This is a genomic window from Larkinella harenae (genome assembly GCF_054780515.1).
In genome coordinates this window covers 708,620-728,854 of sequence record NZ_BAAGWE010000002.1, presented here as the reverse complement: position 1 = coordinate 728,854, position 20,235 = coordinate 708,620, and the positions used below count along the sequence as shown (strand labels likewise).

The following is a 20,235-nucleotide window of genomic DNA, read 5'->3' as shown; positions in this document are numbered from 1 at the left end:
AAAATCAAAAGAGCAATGGATATTACCGTACAGGAACTGAAAGAACGTCTGGACAAAGGCGAAACCGTCAATCTGATCGACGTTCGCGAGCCGAGTGAATACGAAGAAGATAATCTGGGTGGCGAACTGATTCCACTGGGCGAGTTGCCGCACCGAATCGATGAACTGGAAGACCGGCAGAATGAAGAAGTCATTGTCCAGTGTCGGTCGGGAGCCCGGAGCGCCCGCGCCCAGCAGTATCTGGAAGAAAACGGATTCACCAACGTCCGCAACCTCACCGGAGGTATTCTGGCTTACCGGGAACTGGAGCGGAAGCAGGGATAAACGACGGTTTTCTGTGCTGATGCAAGCTGTTCATTGAATGCGTCAGCCACCGAAAACCGTAAATAAAATACTTGATTCAGGGCCAATCGATGAGTCGATTGGCCCTTTTATTTTGGTCCGGTTGAGGTGGTTAGCCAGTAGAATTTAGGTTTTCCGGGTTTAAGTACACAGAACGTTCCTAATCCGAAGCTCTTTGTCTATGAAAAACCACGAACCGGTTTTGCCGGATTTGTTGCTTTGGCAGCAATTGAAGCAGGGGAGTGAGTCGGCTCTCCGCAAACTCCTCGAACGGTATTTCAATGCGTTGCAGAACTACGGTTACAAATTCATTCGGGATGAAGATTTCGTGAAAGACTGTGTTCAGGAGGTATTTATCGAAATCTGGAGCCGTCGCGACCGGATCAGCACGCCCACGAGTGTGCGGGCCTACTTGCTAAGCTCGGTGCGAAACCGGGTGCTGCGCGAAGGCCACCGACAACGCATCAACCGGGAGAACGAGCCGACCGATCTGGAAAACGACCTGAATTTTGCCGAATTTTCCCCCGAATGGTCGGTGATCGAACGGGAAAGTCTGGCCGAAACCACGCAGCGCATTGCTGAATCCCTGAACCAGTTACCCCGCCGACAGCGCGAAGTTATCTACCTGCGCTATTACCAGAATCTGGAACGCGACGAAATTGCCGTTATCATGGGCGTCAACCCGCAGTCGGTTTCCAACCTGTTGCAGGCGGCTTTCAAGACATTCCGCGAAAACTGGGTGAGCTTTGTCGTTTTCCTGGACCTTCTGAGCGAGCTTTCTTTTTAAATAGATAAACATCAACAGGTATATCAGCGTCGAATTGGCTATCTGTTGATTGATGATGTATTCCCGAACTGATGAAACAGCCTGATTATCGAAACTACAGTGTCGAAGATTTGACGCGGGATGATCTGTTCCGACGCTGGGTGCTGAATCGGAATTACCAGAGCGAACGGTTTTGGTCGGATTGGCTGACCGAAAACCCCGACTGTACGGACAAAGTCCAGTTGGCGCGGGCTTTTTTACAAGCGCTCGAAGAAAAAGATACCCGGCTGCCCGTTGACGAGCTGGATGCGATTTTCGACGGGATTCTGGAGGCCAGTCGTCCGTCCGTTATTCCGTTCTGGCAGCGCACGGTCTTCCGTGTGGCGGCTTCGCTGCTGTTGCTGCTGAGCGTTGGGTATTTGCTGTTTCGGAACTTCGGTATGCTGGAAAGCGCCCGGCAAACCGCCCGGGTGGATGAATCGTTGCGGGAAATCAGCGCCGGTTTGGTCGAGAATTATACCGAAGAACACAATGAGAGTACGGTTTTCCGGACGGTGGTGTTGCAGGATAGCAGCACAGTGGTGCTGTATCCTAAGGCGACACTGCGGTACCCCAAACAATTCGATGCGACCCGGCGCGAAGTATACCTGAGCGGGCAGGCGTTTTTCTCCGTCACGAAAAACGCGAAAATGCCGTTCTGGGTCTATACCGATCAGATTTCAACGCAAGTATTGGGCACCAGTTTTCTGGTGACGGCCCATGCCGGAAACGCCAAAGTGGAGGTCCGTACCGGGCGGGTGTCGGTGTACATGCGTAAGGATGTGAAGAAAGCCGCACAGGGTGCGTTAAAAAACGAATTTGATGGAGTTGTGTTGCAACCAAATCAGCAGGCGGTTTTCTCGAACACCGAACAGCGCCTGCTGAAATCCGTCGTCGAACAACCCATCGCTTTGCGGGCACCGCAGAAGAGCGATTATGTCTTTGATGAGGCTCCCATTGCGCAGGTCTTTTCCTTGCTGGAAGATACCTACGGGTTAACCGTACTTTACGATGCCGCAACGATGAAAGACTGTTTCCTGACCGCCAACCTGGGGGGGGAGTCGTTGTTTGAAAAGCTGGACCTGATCTGTAAAATTACCCGTTCATCCTACGAAATGGTTGATGGACAAATCGTTATTCATAGCAAGGGGTGTGAAAATAAGTAGGTGTAATTAAACTCAGTGGTGCTGTCTGAAAAAAAATTCTGGAAAAAATTACAGAAGAGGCAGTATCTCAGTATCATGGCCGCTATCCATGAGCAAACCCTATTTTGCTCATGGATCAATTATATCAAAAGTACTTCTGGTTAAAAACCTTCATGAAACTTTCGGTTATTCAGTTGCTGATGACCCTTCTGTTTGTGGGTGCTACGTACGGTCACCACGCCCACGGGCAGGAAATTCTGGACCAGCGTATTGCCCTAAAATCGGAAACAACCACGCTAAAAGCAGCCCTGTCGATCCTGGAACGCACAACTCACGTTTTGTTTGTGTATAATCCGAGGGAAATTCAGGCGAATCGAAAAGTAAAACTGGAAACCCGTTTTGTCACGCTCAAGGAAGTGTTAAACGAACTACTGGTTCCTCTAAATATTCGGTATGAAGTTTCTGGTAAACAAATCGCTTTATTCCGAAATGAAAACACGGGCCAGATTGCCCTCCCAACGGAGCATGCAATCACGGCTGATTTGACGGTTTCGGGCACCGTCACGGACGAAAAAGGCGAAGGCTTGCCGGGCGTGAGTGTCCTGATCAAAGGTTCCACCCGCGGAACCACGACGAACCCCGACGGAAAATACCAGCTCACGGTTCCCGACGAATCGACAATTCTGGTATTCAGTTTTGTGGGGTTTGTTTCGCAGGAAATGGCAGTTAATAAGCGCACAACGCTGGATATTTCGCTGAAAACCGACAACAAGAGTCTGGACGAAGTGGTGGTGGTAGGCTACGGAACCGTCAAAAAATCAGACCTGACCGGCTCGGTAGCCAAAGTGGGTGAAACCAACATCAAAGCCACGCCCATTGCTTCGCTTGATCGCGCCATGCAGGGCCGTGCGGCTGGGGTCCAGGTCGTGTCCAACTCAGCCCGACCGGGTGGCGGCTCTACCATTCGCATCCGGGGCTCCGGCTCCGTCAATGCCGGGAACGATCCGCTGTACGTCATCGACGGCTTCCCGACGGGCAACCTGAATTCCATCAATACCGACGATATTGAATCCATTGAAGTGCTCAAAGATGCCTCGGCAACGGCGATTTACGGTTCCCGTGGCTCCAACGGTGTGGTGATGGTGACTACCAAGCGGGGAAAAGCCGGGAAGGCCGTAATCAGTTACGATGGCTACTACGGCATTCAGTCCGTTCGTCGATCCATTCCGTTGCTGAACGCGCAACAGTTTGCCGAATTGGTAAATGAAGCACAGGTCAATGCGGGTGCCAAACCGTATTTCGACGGAAGCACCGCCGACCGCCCGTTGCCCAATACGCTGGGTCAAGGTACCAACTGGCAAGACGCCGTGACACAAAACGCACCCATTCGAAACCACCAATTAGGGGTATTGGGCGGTAGCGAAAAATCCCGTTACGCCATTTCGTTTGGTTATTTCGGCCAGGAAGGCATCATCCGAAACTCGGATTTTAACCGGTATACGCTCCGGGCAAACCTTGACAACGATGTAACCTCGCGTCTGAAAGTTGGCCTGACCATGCAAGGCGCTTATACCACCGGAAACAACGCCCGCACGGAAGTAGACGGTAACGCCGGGGGCGGGGTAGTCAGTGCGGCACTCAGCTATTCACCGACTTTTCCAATGTACAACGCCGATGGCAGCTACTTCAAAAATCAGGGTACGTTGAATGGGTTGGCCGTTGACAACCCACGCGCGCTGACGGACGAATTTCGCAATAAATCATCCGTTATCCGGCTACTCGCCAACGCTTACGCCGACTATAAAATCATCGAAGGCTTAACCTTTCGGACGAGTTTCGGAACGGATTTACTCACTTCTAAAACCAACGCCTACGTTACCCGTTTAGCCATTGCCGGGGCTAGCTTGGGCGGCAGTGCATCCGTTGCCAACAGGCAGGATATCAACTGGCTAAACGAAAATACGTTAAATTTTACGCGCCAGATTACACCCCGCCACAACATCAGTGCGCTAGTCGGATACACCATTCAGGGGCAAACCATCGAAACCGCCACGGCGCGGGCTAATACTTTTTCCGATGACTTTGCCGAGTACAACAACCTGGGCGCGGGCTCCACGCTGGTTGCTCCGGCTTCCGACTCCGACGATTGGCGGCTGATTTCGTACATTGCCCGACTAAATTACGGTTTCGACGACCGGTTTTTGCTGACCTTCACGGCCCGCCGGGATGGTTCGTCGCGGTTTGGTCTGAACAACAAATTCGGCTTTTTCCCTTCCGGGGCGCTGGCCTGGAAGCTGGCCAACGAAGAGTGGCTGAAAAACATCACTGCTGTTTCGGACGCTAAACTGCGGGTCAGCTACGGTTTGTCGGGTAACCAGGAGATTGGCAATTACCGTTATCTGGCTAATATTGGCGCAACGCCCTACATTCTCGGGGGCGTTCTTCAAACGGGTTCCGCCACGACGGGCATCGCCAACCCCGATTTGCGTTGGGAGAAAAACGCGCAGTTTGATGCGGGACTGGACGTAGGATTGTTCAATAACCGCTTACAGATTTCGGCCGATTATTACATCAAAACCACCTCCGACCTGCTGTTTAATGTAGGGGTTCCAACGTCGTCGGGCTTTTCAACCACCCTTAAAAACATCGGTAGCGTTCGGAACAACGGGTTAGAGCTTTCCTTTAATTCCGTCAATGTTGATCATAACGGGTTTCGCTGGGCCTCCGAATTCAACATTACGTTTAACCGCAACAAGGTTTTGCGGCTCGACGGTCGCCAGGAGTTTCGGACAGGAACCGATGCCACCATTCATAACACCACCCAAAACCCCATTTTGCTGCGCGTAGGTAGCCCACTCGGCAATTTCTTCGGACTCGTCACCGACGGCATTTTCCAGACGCAGGCCGAAGTGGACGGATCGGCTCAGAAAACGGCCAAACCGGGTGATCTGCGCTATGTGGATCGAAACGGCGACGGCATCATCAACGACAACGACCGGGACGTTATTGGCAATTCGAACCCGGATTTTTTCGGTGGATTTAATAACACGTTCTCCTACAAAGGCTTCGATTTTAACGTGTTTGTTCAGGGCAGCTTTGGCAATGAAATCCTGAACTACGGCACGTTCGATTTACTGAACCTGACCGGCGGAAACAACCAGTCGGCGCGGGCACTGGATCGCTGGACGCCCACCAACCCCAGCAACGAAATCCCAAGGGCCAACGCAGCGGGTGGTTCGCGGCTGTTGTCGAGCCTGCACGTGGAAGACGGTTCGTACCTGCGGTTCAGAAACATTTCACTGGGCTATAACCTGCCGAAAAACTGGCTGAGCCGCATTTCGGTCAATTCTCTGAAAGTATACGTGACGCTCCAGAATTACCTGACCCTGACGAAATACAGCGGCCTCGACCCGGAAGTAAACCGCTACGGCAGTTCATCGCTCAGTCAGGGGCTGGACTACGGCGCTTATCCGGCGGCCAAAACAGTGTTGATTGGCGCTAATCTGAAATTTTAAACGGCTTTCAAAAGATGAAAATACGATATATTCTTCCGGTATTGGCCCTATTGGCGACGGCTTGCGAAAGCCAGCTCGATTTGTCGCCCGTTACCAATTTGACCAACGCGACTTACTATAAAACCGCCGAAGATGCCAAAGCCGCACTGGGTGCCTGCTACGCGGTCATCAGCAATCCAGACCCGAATCTGGATGTAACCACGAGCGACGATGCCGTGCCATTTCTGACCGGAGCCGCCGACCGTCCGTTGTTGTGGCGGTACGACATCACGTCCGCCAATTCCCTGGTTACGTTGTATGCCGGGGCTTACTCGGGTATCAACCGCTCCAATATTGTCATCGATCGGCTGCCCGGTATTCAAATGGACGAAAATTTGAAAAAGCGTTACATCGCCGAGGCCAAGTTTTTGCGGGCGCTGCACTATTTCAACCTCGTGCGGCTGTATGGCGATGTGCCACTAGTGGTTAAAGAAACCACTTCGCTGGAAGGATTGGAAGTAAGCCGGTCGCCGGTCGATGAGGTATACGTGCAAATCGAGGCTGACCTGAAAGAAGCGGAAACCGTATTGCCGAAAACCTATCCGGCCAACGAATCGGGCCGGGCCACGCAGGGAGCCGCCAAGGGTATTCTGGCCAAAGTCTACCTGACCCGGGCCGGAGTTACGAAAGGGTCGCCGTTTTGGGCGCAGGCAGCCGCCAAAGCCAAAGAAGTGATTGATCTGGGCGTTTATGATCTGTATGCCACGTTTGCCGAGGCTTTTGCGCTTTCGGCGCGCGGTGGCAAAGAGAATATTTTTGAAGTTCAATACCTGACGGATGTGCGGGGTCACGGATTGGGCCGGGGCTTCGGCGTTCGGTCGGCACCGATTTATCCCGGTGGAGGAGCCGGAATTGCCCGGCCAACGGCGAGTTTGTACAATGCCTATACCGCCAAAGACCAGCGGAAAGCCGTCACTTTCATTACGTCGTATACCTACAATAACGTGACGACTCAATTGTCGATCAGCGATCCGGATTTTACTAAAGCCATTTCGTTCCAGAAATTGTGGGATAAAAGCGCGAAGACCAACGGAGGAGAAGGCACGAGCCGCCCCGTACTGCGGTACTCGGATGTGTTGCTGATGTACGCCGAAGCCCTGAACGAAGCGGGTAACGGCCCAACCCCTGAAGCCTATGCCGCGCTCAACCGCGTGCGCACCCGCGCCGGACTAGACGCGCTTTCTGGCCTGACTTACCAGAGTTTCAAAGAAGCCGTTTGGCTGGAACGCCGTCTGGAACTGACGTTTGAAAACAGCCGCCGGTTTGATCTGGTTCGCACAGGCCGCCTGATCGAAGCGGTGAAGGCCGAGAATAGTTTCAACCGCAACGCCAACATCCAGCCTTACCACGTTTTGCTGCCGATTCCGCAAAACGATCTGGATGTCAACCCTAAACTAACCCAGAATCCAGGCTATCAGTAAGCTAATCAACGGAAACCAGCTTTTTGACCTCTTGAAAAACAAAAGATATGAAGACTGAAAATTCCCAACATCCAACCCGAAGAACCTTCCTGAAGTCGTCGGCTCTAGCGACCGTTTCCTTGTTGGCATCCCTGAAAAGTCTAGCGGGGGCTAAAGCGCCCGTTATTCTGCTGCGTTCCTCCTGGCAAACCGTTAACATCGGCGACATCGGTCATACGCCCGGCGTATTGACTCTCCTGGAAAAGTATTTGCCGGGTGCCGAACTACGCTTGTGGCCATCAAGCGTGGGGAACGGGGTCGAAGAACTGCTGAAACGGCGGTTTCCCAAGCTCGTGATGGTGAAAACGCCGGACGAGATTGCGGCAGCGTTGAAGGAAAGCGACTTTCTGCTGCACGGTTCGGGGCCGTCATTGGTGGCTCGTAACGACGTGGCCCGCTGGCGCAAGGAAACCGGAAAACCGTACGGGGTTTATGGCATTACCTTTCCGGGGGTCTACAGCGACGATCCGAAAGCCGTGGTGAAGCCGAATCCGCTGGACGTTGAATTGCTGACCAATGCCAAATTCGCCCTTTTTCGGGACTCGGTTTCGCTGGAGCTTGCCCGGAAAAACGGTGTAACCAGTCCCGTGATGGAATTTTGTCCCGATGGTGCCTTCGCGGTTGACCTTCGGAATGACCAGGCGGCTGAGGAATTTCTGAAAACCAACGGCCTGGAAAAAGGGAAATTCATGTGCGTCATTCCCCGGCAACGGTTTACGCCTTACTGGGAGGTGCCCAGTAAGAAAACACCGTTCGACGAGAAAAAGAACGCCCGGAATGAAGCCATGCGGGAGCACGATAACAAGCCCATTCGGGATGCCATCATTGCGGTGGTGCGCCAGACGCCCTTCAAAGTGCTGATTGTGCCGGAAGACGAAACGCAGGTAAAAACCGGGAAAGAAGTGTTGTACGACAAGTTGCCGGACGACGTAAAGGCGAAAGTAGTCTGGCGCGACCGCTACTGGCTGACCGATGAAGCCGTGAGCACCTACGTGCGGTCGGCGGGGCTGTTTGGACTGGAAATGCACTCGCCCATCATGTGCATTGGCAACGGTATTCCGGCGATTGTCTGCCGGTTTGCCGAACAGACCAGCAAAGGCTTTATGTGGCGCGATATTGGCCTGAATGACTGGCTGTTTGACATGGACAATGAACAGGACGTTGCGAAAATCGTTCCGGCGGTGCTGGCGATGGCCAAAGACACCAAAGCAACCAAAGCCAAAGTCAAAAAAGCGCAGCAATTTGTCAACGAACGTCAGCGCGATACGATGGCGCTTCTGAAAAAGAACCTGTCTGCGTAACTGATCCTATCCATCTTCAAAACGAGATTTCATGCAAAACCGTCGGGATTTTTTAAAGCAAACGCCGTCGTTGCTGGCGCTATTGATGAGTGTGCCGACGCTGGCGCGGGTACGTCAACCCGCAACCCGTTCCATGCTGCTGCGCTCCTCCTGGCAAACCGAAAATATTGGCGACATTGCCCATACTCCGGGCGTACTCACGTTGCTGGAAAAATACCTCCCCGATGTGGAAGTGCGGTTGTGGCCTTCCAACGTCGGCAACGGCGTCGAAGAGATATTGATGAAGCGGTTTCCAAAGCTGATTATCCTGAAAACACCAGAACAAAAATTGGCCGCTATGAGCGAGTGCGTGTTTTTACTGCACGGTTCGGGGCCGTCGCTGGTGGGGCGGAAAGAAGTGGAACAATGGAGCCAGACCGGTAAACCGTACGGGATCTACGGCATCACCTGGCCCGGCGTCTACGGTTTTGAGGAAGATCGCTGGAAATTCAATCCGGCGGATGTCGCGCTGATGAGCAAAGCCCGGTTTACGTATTTCCGGGATTCGGCTTCGCTGGAATTTGCCAAATCAAAGGGTGTGAACTGCCCCATCATGGAATTTACGCCCGACGGGGCCTTTGCGGTGGATATTCGGGACGATCAATCGGCGGACGCTTTCCTGAAACAGCACGGTTTGGAAACCGGTAAATTTCTGTGCGCCATTCCGCAATACCGGTTTTCGCCCTGGTGGGAGCTACCCCAGAAAAAGCAGTCGGTTCATCCCCAAAAACACGCCCGCAACGAGCAGATGAAGGAGCAGGACAACAAGCCGATTCGCGACGCCATCATTGCAGTGGTGCGGCAAACTCCCCTGAAAGTGCTGCTCGTTCCCGAAAACGAAACCCAGGTTCGGATTGGGAAAGAAATGCTGTACGACCCACTGCCGGACGATGTGAAAGCAAAGGTGGTCTGGCGGGATCATTACTGGCTAACCGACGAGGCCGTGAGTACCTACATTCGCTCGGCGGGGTTGTTCGGCATTGAGATGCATTCGCCCATCATGTGCATCGCCCACGGCATTCCGGCGATTGTGTGTCGGTTTGAAGAACAAACCAGCAAAGGGGCCATGTGGCGCGATGTGGGGCTGGGCGATTGGCTGTTCGATATGGACAAACCCCAAGACGTTGCGGGCATTGTTCCGGCGGTGCTGGCGATGGCCAAAGATCCCAAAGGGGCCAAAGCCAAAGCGGCCAAAGCCCGCAAATTTGCGGAACAGCGTATGAAGGAAACGATGAGTGTAGTGAAGAAAAACCTTCCAGCGTAATTCTGGATACAATTTGTTGGCGCACAAAACCCGGGTTTTACCGGGTTTTGTGCGTTAATTTTGGGCCTTCGTGCTGCTGTCAGGGGTCGATCCCGACTGGCAGCGCTTCTTTTATCCGGTTCTGGCGCCATATATCACGTTAAATCCGAGCGGAAAACGTTTTTCGGTATGTTTGCGTGTCGGCGGAAACGAAAACCTCCGCGACCAAAACCCGCATGAAAACCGAATGGAGTGAAGACGATTTCAGGGAAATGGCCCGTCAACTGGGGCGTCCCGATGGCGAATCAGGTCTCAAAGTAGGCGAGATGATGAACCTGAGCAACACGAACATGACAAAGCGAGCCGTTGAATCACTGATTCTGACGGAAGGCGACAATGTGCTGGAAATCGGTCCGGGCAACGCTGACCATGTTAGACAGATTGTCGACGAAACAGCCCTGATCGAATACCACGGAGTTGATATTTCGGAAACCATGGTGCAGGAGGCCGAAAAGCGGAATGCGGACCTCTTAGCTGCCGGGCAGGCTCATTTCAAATTGTCGGATGGACAAACGCTACCGTTTCCTGCTTCTACTTTTGACAAAATTTTTACCGTGAATACGGTTTATTTCTGGGAAAATCCGGCGGATTACGCAGCCGAAATACACCGGGTTCTGAAGCCCGGCGGACGGTTTGTGCTGGCGCTGGCCGATAAAGGTTTTATGGAGAAATTACCCTTCACGAAATACGGTTTTCAACTGTACGACCGGACGGCTGCCAGTGATTTACTGACCCACCAATCGTTTTCGATTGAGACGATATTGAAAGAAACGGACGTGACAGTCAGTAATTTGGGGCACAAGGTTGAGCGGCCAATTCTGATTGTTGTTGCTACTCGGGATTAAGCAGGTGCATCGAAAACCGTTTGCTTTTCGATGGCTTCCCTGATTCCTTCATAATCGTCGGCATCAAACCAGCGGTAGTCGCCCTGGTGCCGGAACCAGGTCAGTTGTCGTTTGGCGTAGCGCCGGGAGTTGCGTTTGAGCAGCCGGATCATTTCTTCGTAATCGTATTCGCCGTCCAAGTATCCAAAAACCTCCTTATACCCAACGGTTTGCAAAGCGGTCAGCGCCCGGTGGGGAAGGAGCGCCCGCGCTTCGTCGACCAAACCGTGGGCCAGCATCGCGTCCATCCGTTGATCAATGCGATCATACAGTTCGTCACGGGGGCGATCCAACGCGATAAAAAGCGTTTGAAACGGGCGGGCAACCGGGCTGGCGGAATCTTGCCGTCGGAAAGAGGAATACGGTTTTCCGGAGCTTAGAATCACTTCCAGTGCCCGGATAACGCGCTGGGTATTTTGCAGATCGGCAGTCTTGGCGTAAACCGGGTCAAGCTGGCGGAGTTGCTGTTGCAACGGTTCCAGCCCTTCGGTCGCGAGCCGATTCATAAGTTCGGTGCGCAAGGCCGGGTCAGCCTGGGGTACGTCGTCAAGGCCAAAACAAACGGCGTTAATGTACAGCCCCGTACCACCCGACAGAATCACGTGGTCCTTTTGCTGAAATAAATGTTCGAGAACCGTCAACGCTTCGCGCTCGTATTGCCCGGCACTAAGCGGAGACAGAACGCTGTGGGAATCAATGAAATAATGCCGGACGCCCTGCATCTCTTCCGGCGTAGGTTTGGCCGTGCCAATGTTCAGTTCCTGGTACAGCTGCCGGGAATCCGCCGAAACCACATCGGTTTGTAGATCGTGGGCCAGCCGGACGCACAGGCTGGTTTTTCCGACGGCGGTAGGCCCGGCAACAACAATGAGTAATTTATTCGTCATGGATTAGAAACCAAATCGGCGTTACTGCGTCTTAAGTGTGACCGATCATTTTTGGTAGAACACAAAAGTCTGTACCTTTCGTCAACTATCCAACTCATCTATGGAGTCGAATACGTTATTAGTGCTGGTTACGCTGTTGTTGGGCGGAATTGGGGGAATTACGGTGTCGAACTGGTGGCGTCGGAAAAAGACCGCGCCGGTAACCGATGTCCGCAAGGAGTCGACGGTATTGCTCGATCGAATTGAGAAAGTCTTTAAGGTGGTGATGGCGGAGGGGTATTTTACGGAAATACTGAGTTACCAGGATGACAAGAAATTTCTGTATTTCATCAATGATCCGAAAAAAGCGCTAATTATTGCCAAAGCGAAAGTGCTGGTTGGGTTTGATTTTGCCAAAGTTCGGTTTCGTCAGCCCGCATTTGGCGAAAAAAAGTTGATCATCGAATCGTTTCCTAAACCGCAGGTGCTGTCGATTGATACCGATTACAAATTTTACGACATCGATCCGGGCTACCTGAATCATTTTCGGAGCGAAGATTATACCCGGCTGCTCGACGAATCAAAGCAAACCATGTTGGAGCGGGCTATGGAAAGTGATTTGCCCCGGATTGCTAATAATCAGATTCAGTTTATGATCTATCAATTGGCCGATTCGATGGGCTGGCAGCTTGAATTGCCGGAAGCCGAGCAACGTAAATTGACCGAATTGACTCAACAGTATGACCAGCTGAAAGCCGAACCCAAAGCCTTGCCGGGGGATGCGCTGGAGGATGTAAACCAGGAATGAAAACACATTTTGCGAAAAAACTGGGAAAGACAGTGGCGGGTGGGCTGCTTTTGCTGGGTAGTATTGCCGCACACGCGCAGGAGCCGGATGAGGGTGTGGCGGCTTGTCAGCACACGCGGCTGAATTACTTCGGTTCATTAGCGAAAAGCAATCGGTCGGCCCGCATGCAGTATCCCGGTGACGCCAGCATCGATATTAAATACTACAAACTGGACCTTGCGATTACGCACACGCCCAATTATTTGCGGGGAGCGGTAACGATTGGGTTGACCGCGATCACTAATAACCTGAGTCGGTTTTACCTGGATTTGTCCGACAACATGAAGGTGGATTCGGTGAAAACCGGGGCGCAGAAACTGGCCTTTTCGCAGCAAAACAACCAACTGACCCTTACGCCGGTACAGCCGATGAATCAGGGGCAGCTTTTCTCCGTGACAGTTTTTTACCAGGGAACACCGGGGGCGACGGGTATGGGCAGTTTTGTGTTCGACACCCACGGGGCGCAAAATCAGCCGGTCATCTGGAGCCTCAGCGAGCCGTACGGCGCGCGCGACTGGTTTCCGTGCAAGGATACCCCCGCCGACAAAGCCGATTCATCGGACGTCTGGATTACGGCTTCGAAGCAGTTTGTGTCGGTCTCAAACGGAAAGCTGGAACAGGTCATCGATCACGCCGACAGCACCCGCACGTACCGCTGGCGAAACCGTTACCCGATTGCTAATTACCTGATTTCGCTGGCGATGAGCAATTATGTGCTTTACGAAGATACCTACCGTTCGGCAGCGGGCGATTCGATGCCGGTGACGCACTACATTTATCCGGAAGCCTTGACGGCCAACATGCGCCGGATGTTGGACGAAACCCTGCCCATGCTGGCGGTTTTTACCGACTACTTTGGTCCTTATCCATTCTTGAAGGAGAAATACGGCCACGCCCAGTTTGGTTGGGGGGGAGGCATGGAACACCAGACCATCAGCTCGATGGGCGCCTTCAACACCGATATTATTGCGCACGAGTTGGCCCACCAGTGGTTTGGTGACAAAATCACCTGCCGGACCTGGGAGCACATCTGGCTTAATGAAGGATTTGCGTCCTACGCGGAGCTCCTGTACCGGGAAGCGACGGGCGGGGCAACCTCTTTTCGTTCGTACGTGAATGCGTATATGCTACTCGCTCGCCGGGCACGCGGGACATTATATGTTGAGGATATCACGAATGTGAGCAACATTTTTGATTCCAACCGGACCTATTACAAAGGGGCCGTGGTGCTGCACATGCTGCGGGGCATTGTGGGTGACCAAAAGTTCAAGGAAATTATGCGAACCTATGCGGCTTCGGAGCTGGCGTACGGAACGGCCACAACGGAAGACTTTGCCGCCATCGCTTCGAAAGTCTACGGACAGTCGCTGGATTACTTCTTCAAACAATGGATTTACGGTGAAAGTTACCCGACGTACCGGGTGAGATGGAGCGGTGGTGCCGTGGCCGGGTTGAACGATATGTATAAAGTGCAACTGCGGCTGGAGCAAACGACCAATACCAATAACCCGGCGTTTTTCACCATGCCGGTACCGGTAAGAATTCGGACTTCGCGCGGGGATACTTTATTGACGGTTTTGAATAATCGGGCCGACCAGACGTTTGAGCTGACCATCAAAGGCGCACCTGAGGAGGTAACGCTTGATCCTGATAACTGGATTTTGAAGCAGGTTGAGGTTACCGAAGTTATCACGGCACTGAACGATCCCGTTTCCGCCAACCAATTGACGGTTTTGCCTAATCCGGTTGCCACCCAACTCACAGCGCAGATTGATGTGAGCACCTCGTTTACCGGACGGCTGGCGCTGATTAATTCGGCGGGACAGGAAGTAATTGCCCTTCCTGACCGGCTTTTTACGTCCGGGCGCCATACCCTCAGTTGGCCGGTGCTGCATCTGGCACCCGGTTCGTATCATCTGACGCTAGTGACGGAAAATCGTCGGTTGTTCAAACCCGTTTTAATTGCCAAATGAGTTCTCGTTTTGAATTGATCAAAAGTTAATCGAGGTTTGCAAACCGGACCCGGGCAGCAGACGCTGTTGTTCTCTCGTTTGAGCCGTTCAGGGGTATAATCCGTCACACGAATCATGCTGAAACCATTCGTTTTATTAGCTGCCTTGCTGTTAACAGGTAGTGCCGTTTTTGCCCAGTCACAGCCCACTTCATTGGGGATCGTCGGCCATAATCACCTGGCCTTGCAGGTGAAAGATATTCAAACGAGCGCCCAGTTTTACCGCGATATTCTAGGGCTAAAACCCATTCCTGTTCCGGATAATTTAAAAGCCATCCGCTCCTGGTTCGACATTGGCAACGGACAGCAGATTCACTTGCTGGCGGGCCGGACGGCTTCGTTTGTGCACGACAAAGACGGCAGTCATTTTGCTTTGTTCGTTGATGATATCGCCAAATCCGAACAGTTTCTAACCCAACACAATATCAAATTTCACAAGCAGGTTCGCTTCGACGGCGTAGTTCAGATCTATTTCCCCGACCCGGACGGTTATTTGTTTGAGCTGAATCAGAAGAAAAAATAAAGCAGAAGCGTACGGTATCAGGCGGTTTTCGCGTCTTCACCGCGTGGCTCCACCAGAATCACTTCTTCTTTGTCAACTTTGACCTGACCGGCAGCGAGCCCTTTAGGCTTTCGCACAAATTTCTTTGGGGTATAAATAACCGGGCAGAGTGAATCCGTCCGGCGTTTGGAATACCAGGCCGCCAACTCGGCAGCCCGTTCGATAACGGTTTTAGGAAACGGTTTGCCAGCCTTATACTTGACGATAACGTGCGAACCCGACACGTCGCGGGCGTGCAGCCAAAGATCGTCTTTGTAGGCATACTGCTGGGTGAGCAAATCGTTGTTTTTGGCGTTGCGGCCAATCAGAATGACGAAACCTTCGTGGACAAGCTGCTTGAAGAGGGGAGCGGTTCCGTCGGCGGCTTTCTCCTCACTGACCGGGTTGGCTTTCAGGTATTTTCGCAGTTCCCGCAGCGATTCAATGGGGCGAATGGTAGTAATCTGTTGCTGAATCTGCTCGATTTCCCGCTCCCGGTTTTCGACTTGCTGCTGAAGAAGATCGGTTTCAATTTTCTCGTTTTTGGCCTTCCGGTAATAGTTTTCCGCGTTTTTTTGCGGACTAAGATCGGTTTTGAGTTTGATTTTGATGGGCGTATTCCGGTAGAAATCCTCCAGCTCCACCACTTCCGGCGAACGCGCACCCGGTTTTTCGGGAATTTGGTGCAAGTTTGCCATCAGAATGTTTGCAATTTCTTCGTTTTTTACGGCATCATCCAGACCAATCAACCGTTCCAGGTTGGTTTCAATGTAAGCCTGAGTACGTTTCAGCCGTTTTTCCAGCAGCCGTAGCGCATCGCCTTTTTCACGATCCATCGTATTCTGGCCCATGAACGCGGAATAAAACCGGTTGCTGGCGGCCAGTGGGTCGTCAAATTCCTGGCGAATAGGCTCGCCATAAGGCAGGAGGGCGAGCGTTGGTTTATGCTGAAAAGTAGTGAGGTAGTAGCGCGGGTTTTCCAGTTGTCGAACGGTTTCCTGAATCAGTTGCCATTTCATTGTTCCATCTACCTCCCTGATTTCCTCCTCCTCCAGATAGGCATTGACCAGTTTCCCAAACGTTGGAAATAGCTTCCGGTGATCAAAACCGTTCTGTTCAAAGACTTCCCACGACTGATCGAGCGGTCGGTCAAGGGCAGAAAGCTGGAGTTGAGTATCACCAACGAGCTTATTGTTGAATAAATCAATCACGGTATCTTCCGCAAAAATCAGCAGATTCGGGCGGTTTCCGAAGAATTTGAACAGGAGCGTGACCCCGCCTTCCAGAATAATGGCGAGGCACCTTTCGTTGAGAAAAGCACGCACCGCAATCACTTCCCGGTCGTACCACGCTTCGAACAGATTGACGCTGTTGAAGCGGGCGCGCTGAACGGTTTCGGGAAAAAGCAGGCCCGAAAAATCCGGTCGGAGGGTCGCTTTGATGAAAAATGGGCGGTAAAAGTTGATTTTTCCCCGCGCTTGCGCAAAGACCAGTACCAGCTCGTCGCGATCCTGGCTGAAACACTCCATGAATTTCAGGCCGGTAAGGTGGGGCTGTAGGGCTGGAGCAAGCTGGCGGAGGAAATAATAGTTGGTGTGCACGGGCAAACGGGTTATTGGTACGCAAACTTACTCATCCGAACAATTGCAGCGACCGGTCGGTTAACCTTTATCACTAAATAAACCAAGGCCATGGCAAATAATAAAACAACCGACCAGCCGGGTTCAAATGACAAACAAGGCAATTCAAAACGGACCCGCAACTACGATGCGCGTGATACTTCCAAAATGACAACGCACATGGAAACCATGCGATCCAATCAGGATAAAACAAAACAGGGCGATCACGAAGATCACACCCAAAAGTCGAAAGCGGAGCTACAGGAAGAGCGCGGAGGACACGGCCGAAGCGGGCACAGCAGCTCGCGCAGCGGCAGTGATTCGGGTAATTGAGCTTGACCAACCGCCTGACCAAAAGGAATATTGGGGCGTAATATCGGGAACGAAGTAGAAAGTTTCACTTCATTATTCGATATTTACTAATCAATATTCCTTTTTCTTTTCTTCACCCGCTATGTTCGATCTGCGAACAATCCGACAAGAGCTTAACCAGGAGCTGAAAGATATTCTGGCTTACTGGCAAAAATACGGTCCGGACCCTATTGAAGGGTACTATGGCCAGGTGGATTATCAGAACGTCCCCAAAACCGATGCTGCCAAGGGGATTGTACTCAACAGCCGCATTGTCTGGACGTTTGCAGCCGCAGCCCGGCACATGCAGCACGACGAATACCTGCCCTACGCCGAACGGGCTTACAAATACATCGATAAGCATTTCCGCGATAAAGAACAGGGCGGGGTATACTGGGCGGTTGATTACAAGGGCGAACCGCTGCAAACCTTCAAACAGCAATACGGACAGGCTTTTGCCATCTACGGGCTGAGCGAATATTACCGCGCCACCAAACACCAGCCCGCGCTGGATTTTGCGAAGGAGATTTACGGGAAGATGATTCAGCACGCTTACGATCCAAAACGGGGCGGTTTTTACGAATGCATGACCCGCGACTGGTCGGGCCTGGCCGACGATTTTGTGATCAGCAAAAAAGACAATCAGGAAACGAAAACCATGAATACCCACCTCCACATTCTGGAGGCATTTACCAATTTGTACCGAGCCTGGCCGGACAAGGGGTTAAATGGGCAGATTCGCGGGCTGATTGATGTGTTTGTGAAGCATATCGTTGATCCGAAGACCTACCGGATGAATCTGTTTATGGACAACGACTGGAAGGTTCGGAAAACCGCTATTTCCTACGGCCATGATATTGAAGCTTCCTGGCTGCTGGTCGAATCGGCGGAAGCGCTGCACGACGAAGCACTGGTGAAAACAATCAAGACGCTTTCCGTCAAAATGGCGCGGGCTGCTGCTACGGGCCTGGAATCCGACGGCGGCATGAATTATGAATACGACCCCAAAGAAAACCACGTTAACCGGGAGCGCTCGTGGTGGGTCATGGCCGAAGCGATGGTCGGTTTCATGAATGCCTACCAGCTCACGAAGGAAAAACAATTTCTGGACAAATCGTTGAAAACGTGGGCGTTCACAAAAGTGTATCTGCTGGATAAGAAAAACGGCGAGTGGTACAGCGGAGTCGACGAAAACCATAAAATTCTCGGTAATACCAAAATTAGCATGTGGAAATGCCCGTATCACAACGGTCGGGCATGTATTGAAATGGTGGATCGATTGGGATAAAAACGGACAACAGTCTGCTCAAATGCCTGAATCACAGCAACCGAATCCTCGTTATCACCCGGTTGAGTTAAAACCGTACGATCTGCGCTGGGCGGAGTGGGCCGCTCGGGAAACTCAAAAGCTACAGGATGCGCTAGGCAATAATCTGAAAACCGTTGAGCATTTTGGTTCGACTTCCGTAGAAGGGCTGATGGCCAAACCCGTTATTGACCTGATGCCGCTGGTCGTTGACCTTGCCTTGTTGGACAACGTTCAAAATCGGATCGTGAAATTAGGTTATGTGTGGCACGGGGAATTTGGTATTGCCGGGCGACGGTTTTGTACGAAGACGGATGGCTACGGAAAGCGGTTGGCTCATCTGCATTGTTACCAAATCGATTCTCCGCAGATCAAGCGCCATCTGGCTTTTCGGGATTTTTTGCGGGCCTACCCGGCCGTTGCCAGGGCGTATGAGTGGGAAAAAAAGCGGGCAGCTACCTTGTTTCCGCAGGACTCAATGGCCTATAACGAAGAAAAGGGCGACTGGATAATGAAATGGGAGGCCCGGGCGCTTGCCTGGTATGAACAGGAGCAAGCTACGCATCCTCCAACAACGGTCGATTAAGTATCGAACCTTCTTCAAACTTCAATTTTCAGACCGTCGTAGCCCAACCGAATGGATGCGGGAAACCGTTTCTCCACTTCCCGGTGCAGCCCAATTTTGTGGCTCATGTGCGTAAAAAAAGTCTGCTGGGGCCGAATGCGTTCCACCAGCGCCAGTGCCTGGTCGAGCGTGAAATGGGAGAGATGCGGTTCAATTTGCAGGGCATCTAGAATCAGCACTTCGGTACCGTATACCTTTTCCAGCTCTTCGTCCGAAATATAGTTGAGGTCGGTCAGGTAGGTGAAGTTATGAATACGGTAACCAAAAACCGGCAGGCGGTGGTGCAGTACATCAATGGGCGTGAACGGAATACCTTCTATCTCAAACGATTCGTTGCCAATTTCGTGAAGCTGGATGCGCGGAATGCCAGGGTACTTTTTTTCGGCGAAAATATACGCGAATTCGGTCTGGAGCTGGTGTAAAACCCGCGGATGCCCGTAAATGGGAATATCAGCTCCCTGAAGAAAATTATAGGCCCGCACTTCATCAAGTCCGGCCGTATGGTCTTTATGTTCGTGCGTAAACAGGACTGCATCCAGCCGCCGGATGCCTGTGCGCAACATCTGCTGCCGGAAGTCGGGGCCGGTGTCGATCACAAAACTTCTTCCGTCGATGTCGAGATGAACGGACGTGCGTAAGCGTTTATCGCGGAAGTCGATGGAACGACAAACCGCGCACGTACAACCAATCAACGGCACACCGGAGGACGTTCCTGTTCCGAGTAACGTAACGATCATAAGGAGGAAAGCAGAAAGGAGAAAAGGAGGAAAGACGAAACGTTCTTGCTTTCCTCCTTCCTCCTTTTCTCCTTATTTTATTTGTCCGTGAGCTGGTTCACAACCTCAACCAGCCGGTCGAAGTTCAGCGGTTTTACCAGAACATCGTTGAAGCCAGCGGTTTTAAACTCTTCTTCCGTGTAGTTTTTGGCATTGCCGGTAATGGCAACGACGGGAATGTTAGCTTTCTCTTTGTCGGAGAGGGCCCGCACCCGGCGTACGCACTCCATGCCGTCCATCACCGGCATGTTGATGTCCAGCAAAATGATGCTAAAATCTTCTTTTTCCAGAATCTGCAAAACCTGTTCGCCATTTTTAACGGAGGTGATGTCGTAATTCTGAAACTCAAGAATCTTCCGGGCAAGGTTTTGGATAACGGAGCTATCTTCGGCAATCAGTACTCGTTTGGTAGACATAAAGTCAATGGATTGTGGTGAACGGTATCTTCACAAGTATTTGG

At 52.1% G+C, this 20,235-nt stretch carries 18 protein-coding genes; 14 read left to right on the top strand and 4 right to left on the bottom strand.

Annotation, left to right across the window (positions count from 1 at the left end; all coding sequences use genetic code 11):
• Positions 1-15 precede the first annotated feature (15 nt).
• The 8 genes from ACYVH9_RS14390 to ACYVH9_RS14355 all read left to right on the top strand — a co-directional run bounded on the left by ACYVH9_RS14390 (position 16) and on the right by ACYVH9_RS14355 (position 10,794).
• A complete protein-coding gene (locus ACYVH9_RS14390) occupies positions 16-324 on the top strand; it encodes a rhodanese-like domain-containing protein (RefSeq protein ID WP_460637054.1) in 309 nt (102 codons plus the stop codon).
• Between the two features lie 199 nt (positions 325-523).
• Complete coding sequence (locus ACYVH9_RS14385; RefSeq protein WP_460637053.1) at positions 524-1,129, top strand: RNA polymerase sigma factor; 606 nt, start codon at positions 524-526, stop codon at positions 1,127-1,129.
• 71 nt (positions 1,130-1,200) lie between these two features.
• Complete coding sequence (locus ACYVH9_RS14380; RefSeq protein WP_460637052.1) at positions 1,201-2,313, top strand: FecR family protein; 1,113 nt, start codon at positions 1,201-1,203, stop codon at positions 2,311-2,313.
• A 110-nt stretch (positions 2,314-2,423) separates the two neighbouring features.
• Positions 2,424-5,807 carry a TonB-dependent receptor gene (locus ACYVH9_RS14375; RefSeq protein ID WP_460637051.1) on the top strand — a complete coding sequence of 1,128 codons (3,384 nt, stop codon included), beginning with the start codon at positions 2,424-2,426 and terminating at the stop codon, positions 5,805-5,807.
• 14 nt (positions 5,808-5,821) lie between these two features.
• Positions 5,822-7,267: a RagB/SusD family nutrient uptake outer membrane protein gene (locus ACYVH9_RS14370; RefSeq protein WP_460637050.1), complete on the top strand. Its 1,446-nt coding sequence runs from the start codon at positions 5,822-5,824 to the stop codon at positions 7,265-7,267.
• A gap of 47 nt (positions 7,268-7,314) precedes the next feature.
• Complete coding sequence (locus tag ACYVH9_RS14365) at positions 7,315-8,607, top strand: polysaccharide pyruvyl transferase family protein (RefSeq protein ID WP_460637049.1); 1,293 nt, start codon at positions 7,315-7,317, stop codon at positions 8,605-8,607.
• A gap of 31 nt (positions 8,608-8,638) precedes the next feature.
• A complete protein-coding gene (locus tag ACYVH9_RS14360) occupies positions 8,639-9,910 on the top strand; it encodes a polysaccharide pyruvyl transferase family protein (protein ID WP_460637048.1) in 1,272 nt (423 codons plus the stop codon).
• Between the two features lie 215 nt (positions 9,911-10,125).
• Entirely contained in the window at positions 10,126-10,794 is a 669-nt protein-coding gene (locus ACYVH9_RS14355; RefSeq protein ID WP_460637047.1) for a class I SAM-dependent methyltransferase, read from the top strand.
• Here ACYVH9_RS14355 and miaA read toward each other — a convergent pair.
• Positions 10,791-11,720 (bottom strand): tRNA (adenosine(37)-N6)-dimethylallyltransferase MiaA, encoded by a 930-nt coding sequence (miaA, locus tag ACYVH9_RS14350; protein WP_460637046.1) that lies wholly within the window; start codon positions 11,718-11,720, stop codon positions 10,791-10,793. The two genes, ACYVH9_RS14355 and miaA, sit on opposite strands and share 4 nt — an antisense overlap.
• A gap of 100 nt (positions 11,721-11,820) precedes the next feature.
• On the opposite strand from miaA, the gene ACYVH9_RS14345 reads away from it, so the two are divergent.
• From ACYVH9_RS14345 to ACYVH9_RS14335, 3 genes are all read left to right on the top strand, one after another.
• Positions 11,821-12,507, top strand: a complete 687-nt coding sequence (locus tag ACYVH9_RS14345; protein ID WP_460637045.1) for a DUF4230 domain-containing protein — start codon at positions 11,821-11,823, stop codon at positions 12,505-12,507.
• Positions 12,504-14,519 carry a M1 family metallopeptidase gene (locus tag ACYVH9_RS14340; RefSeq protein ID WP_460637044.1) on the top strand — a complete coding sequence of 672 codons (2,016 nt, stop codon included), beginning with the start codon at positions 12,504-12,506 and terminating at the stop codon, positions 14,517-14,519. Before ACYVH9_RS14345 ends, ACYVH9_RS14340 begins: the two co-directional genes overlap by 4 nt.
• Before the next feature lie 114 nt (positions 14,520-14,633).
• On the top strand, positions 14,634-15,080 hold the full coding sequence (locus ACYVH9_RS14335; protein WP_460637043.1) for a VOC family protein: 447 nt from the start codon (positions 14,634-14,636) through the stop codon (positions 15,078-15,080).
• 17 nt (positions 15,081-15,097) lie between these two features.
• Here the strand turns inward: ACYVH9_RS14335 and ACYVH9_RS14330 are convergent, their stop codons facing one another.
• Positions 15,098-16,699 (bottom strand): NFACT RNA binding domain-containing protein, encoded by a 1,602-nt coding sequence (locus ACYVH9_RS14330; RefSeq protein ID WP_460637042.1) that lies wholly within the window; start codon positions 16,697-16,699, stop codon positions 15,098-15,100.
• A 90-nt stretch (positions 16,700-16,789) separates the two neighbouring features.
• Between ACYVH9_RS14330 and ACYVH9_RS14325 the strand changes: the two genes are divergently transcribed.
• The 3 genes from ACYVH9_RS14325 to ACYVH9_RS14315 all read left to right on the top strand — a co-directional run bounded on the left by ACYVH9_RS14325 (position 16,790) and on the right by ACYVH9_RS14315 (position 18,960).
• Positions 16,790-17,050, top strand: coding sequence for a hypothetical protein (locus ACYVH9_RS14325; protein WP_460637041.1), 261 nt, complete (start codon positions 16,790-16,792; stop codon positions 17,048-17,050).
• A gap of 121 nt (positions 17,051-17,171) precedes the next feature.
• Positions 17,172-18,356 (top strand): AGE family epimerase/isomerase, encoded by a 1,185-nt coding sequence (locus ACYVH9_RS14320; RefSeq protein ID WP_460637040.1) that lies wholly within the window; start codon positions 17,172-17,174, stop codon positions 18,354-18,356.
• Between the two features lie 22 nt (positions 18,357-18,378).
• Positions 18,379-18,960: a GrpB family protein gene (locus ACYVH9_RS14315; RefSeq protein WP_460637039.1), complete on the top strand. Its 582-nt coding sequence runs from the start codon at positions 18,379-18,381 to the stop codon at positions 18,958-18,960.
• Between the two features lie 14 nt (positions 18,961-18,974).
• On the opposite strand, the gene ACYVH9_RS14310 is transcribed toward ACYVH9_RS14315, so the two are convergent.
• Together ACYVH9_RS14310 and ACYVH9_RS14305 are read right to left on the bottom strand one after the other, a co-directional pair.
• Positions 18,975-19,736 carry an MBL fold metallo-hydrolase gene (locus ACYVH9_RS14310; protein ID WP_460637038.1) on the bottom strand — a complete coding sequence of 254 codons (762 nt, stop codon included), beginning with the start codon at positions 19,734-19,736 and terminating at the stop codon, positions 18,975-18,977.
• Positions 19,737-19,813: 77 nt separating this feature from the next.
• On the bottom strand, positions 19,814-20,191 hold the full coding sequence (locus tag ACYVH9_RS14305; protein WP_460637037.1) for a response regulator: 378 nt from the start codon (positions 20,189-20,191) through the stop codon (positions 19,814-19,816).
• Between the last annotated feature and the right edge of the window lie 44 nt (positions 20,192-20,235).